This is a genomic window from Sphingobium sp. HDIP04, from assembly GCF_000445085.1.
Taxonomy (GTDB): Bacteria; Pseudomonadota; Alphaproteobacteria; order Sphingomonadales; family Sphingomonadaceae; genus Sphingobium; species Sphingobium indicum.
Map to the genome: position 1 here is coordinate 12,501 of NZ_ATDO01000119.1, position 3,191 is coordinate 15,691.

Sequence of the window (3,191 nt, forward strand, 5' to 3'; positions counted from 1 at the left end):
AGCGGTGTTGTACACAAATGATTATCTGGCTGAGTTAAATCACCACACCGATAAAGACTGATGCAGGGCTGTTTTCCAGTGCTGTCATTGGTGGTGTGGACTCTCAAGCGTGAGGTAAGGGCATCTGGTGAATGCCTTGGCATGTACAGGCGATGAAGGACGTGGCACGCTGCGATAAGCGTGGGGGAGCTGTGAGCAAGCTTTGATCCCGCGATTTCCGAATGGGACAACCCACCTTCACCATTTAAGACTGGTCCAGCTTCTGGCTGGCCCCGTGTTAAATGGGAGAGGTATCACTAAGCTGAATAAAATAGGCTTTGGTGAAGCGAACCCGGAGAACTGAAACATCTCAGTACCCGGAGGAAAAGACATCAACCGAGATTCCGTTAGTAGTGGCGAGCGAACGCGGACCAGGCCAGCGCCTGATATTTAGTTAGCAGAACACTCTGGAAAGTGTGGCCATAGCGGGTGACAGCCCCGTATGCGAAAGCGCAATATCAGGACTTGAGTAGGGCGGAGCACGTGAAACTCTGTCTGAACATGGGGGGACCACCCTCCAAGCCTAAATACTCGTACATGACCGATAGCGAACCAGTACCGTGAGGGAAAGGTGAAAAGCACCCCGATGAGGGGAGTGAAACAGTACCTGAAACCGGATGCCTACAAGCAGTTGGAGGGCTCTTGAAGCCTGACAGCGTACCTCTTGCATAATGGGTCTGTGACTTAGTGTATCATGCAAGCTTAAGCCGTTAGGTGTAGGCGCAGCGAAAGCGAGTCTGAATAGGGCGACTGAGTATGATGCATTAGACCCGAAACCCGGCGATCTAGGCATGACCAGGCTGAAGGTGCGGTAACACGCACTGGAGGGCCGAACCGTTTAATGTTGAAAAATTATCGGATGAGTTGTGTTTAGGGGTGAAAGGCCAATCAAGCCGGGAAATAGCTGGTTCTCCGCGAAATCTATTGAGGTAGAGCGTCGGATGATTGCCGTTGGGGGTAGAGCACTGGATGGTTGCGGGGGTCGCGAGATCTACCAATACTAACCAAACTCCGAATACCAACGAGTCTAGTCCGGCAGACAGACGGCGGGTGCTAAGGTCCGTCGTCAAAAGGGAAACAGCCCTAACCTACAGCTAAGGTCCCCAAGTCACGTCTAAGTGGGAAAGCATGTGGGATTTCCAAAACAACCAGGAGGTTGGCTTAGAAGCAGCCATCCTTTAAAGAAAGCGTAACAGCTCACTGGTCTAAACAAGAGATCCTGCGGCGAAGATGTAACGGGGCTCAAGACGTGCACCGAAGCTTAGGGTTCAGTCTTTTGACTGAGCGGTAGCGGAGCGTTCCGTAGGCCGTTGAAGCGGGAGGGTAACCGACCGTGGAGGTATCGGAAGTGCGAATGCAGACATGAGTAGCGATTAAGAGGGTGAGATGCCCTCTCGCCGAAATTCCAAGGGTTCCTGCTTAAAGCTAATCTGAGCAGGGTAAGCCGGCCCCTAAGACGAGCCCGAAGGGGGTAGTCGATGGGAACCACGTTAATATTCGTGGGCCTGGAGGTGTGTGACGGATGGTGCAACTTGTCTGGCCTTATTGGATTGGTCCAGGCAGGGAAACTGTCCCAGGAAATAGCCCCTCCGTATAGACCGTACCCTAAACCGACACAGGTGGAATGGTAGAGTATACCAAGGCGTTTGAGAGAAGTATCCTGAAGGAACTCGGCAAATTGCCTCCGTACCTTCGGAAGAAGGAGGCCCCATCTAAGCGCAAGCTCTGATGGGGGGCACAGGCCAGGGGGTAGCGACTGTTTAGCAAAAACACAGGGCTCTGCTAAGTCGGCTTCAAGACGACGTATAGGGCCTGACGCCTGCCCGGTGCCTGAAGGTTAAGAGGAGGAGTGCAAGCTCTGAATTGAAGCCCAGGTAAACGGCGGCCGTAACTATAACGGTCCTAAGGTAGCGAAATTCCTTGTCGGGTAAGTTCCGACCTGCACGAATGGCGTAACGACTTCCCCACTGTCTCCAGGATATGCTCAGCGAAATTGAATTCTCCGTGAAGATGCGGAGTACCCGCGGTTAGACGGAAAGACCCCGTGCACCTTTACTGCAGCTTCAGAGTGGCATTAGGAAAGAACTGTGTAGCATAGGTGGGAGGCTTTGAAGCGAGGGCGCCAGCCCTCGTGGAGCCATAGGTGAAATACCACCCTGTTGTTTTCTGATGTCTAACCTCGCACCGTTATCCGGTGCAGGGACCCTCTGTGGCGGGTAGTTTGACTGGGGCGGTCGCCTCCTAAAGAGTAACGGAGGCGCGCGATGGTGGGCTCAGGACGGTTGGAAACCGTCTGTTAGAGTGCAATGGCATAAGCCCGCCTGACTGCGAGACTGACAAGTCGAGCAGAGACGAAAGTCGGTCATAGTGATCCGGTGGTCCCTCGTGGAAGGGCCATCGCTCAACGGATAAAAGGTACGCCGGGGATAACAGGCTGATGATTCCCAAGAGCTCATATCGACGGAATCGTTTGGCACCTCGATGTCGGCTCATCACATCCTGGGGCTGGAGCAGGTCCCAAGGGTTTGGCTGTTCGCCAATTAAAGTGGTACGTGAGCTGGGTTCAGAACGTCGCGAGACAGTTTGGTCCCTATCTGCCGTGGGCGTCGAAATTTGAGAGGAGTTGACCCTAGTACGAGAGGACCGGGTTGAACATGCCTCTGGTGTACCTGTCGTCCTGCCAAGGGCGCAGCAGGGTAGCTATGCATGGACGGGATAACCGCTGAAAGCATCTAAGCGGGAAGCCTCCCTCAAGATAAGATTTCTTCGAGCGGTCGTAGACCACGACCTTGATAGGCCGGATGTGGAAGTGCGGTAACGCATGGAGCTAACCGGTCCTAATTGCTCTGTTCGCGCTTGAATGCTTCTCCAAAGAAGCGAGTCCCACCATCAATGACAACACTGGAATAAACCAGCGTCAAAGATGCGGTGATCACCCTCATGCCAGACATCATATCTCAAAAGTGCACGGCACCGATTAAAACCCGAAGCGCAAGCTCTATTGCTTGGTGACCATAGCGTCTGTGACCCACCCGATCCCTTCCCGAACTCGGACGTGAAACCAGTCTGCGCCAATGGTACTGTGGCTCAAGCCCCGGAAGAGTAGGTCGTCGCCAGGCATTATAGCTCGCGCTCCATTAAACCCATTCGCA

At 53.7% G+C, this 3,191-nt stretch carries 1 protein-coding gene and 2 rRNA genes (1 of these 3 only partly in view); all 3 read left to right on the forward strand.

The window, feature by feature from the left end:
• Positions 1–61, forward strand: partial view of a hypothetical protein gene (locus tag L286_RS48670; RefSeq protein ID WP_152520624.1) — the 3' portion only. Its footprint begins 161 nt before the window's first position; 61 of the gene's 222 nt are visible here — the last part of the coding sequence; the start codon falls outside the window, past its left edge; its stop codon occupies positions 59–61.
• Positions 62–104: 43 nt separating this feature from the next.
• Positions 105–2,900: ribosomal RNA gene (locus L286_RS42735) — 23S ribosomal RNA — on the forward strand.
• A 143-nt stretch (positions 2,901–3,043) separates the two neighbouring features.
• A 5S ribosomal RNA gene (rrf, locus tag L286_RS42740) occupies positions 3,044–3,158 on the forward strand.
• Positions 3,159–3,191: the final 33 nt, after the last annotated feature.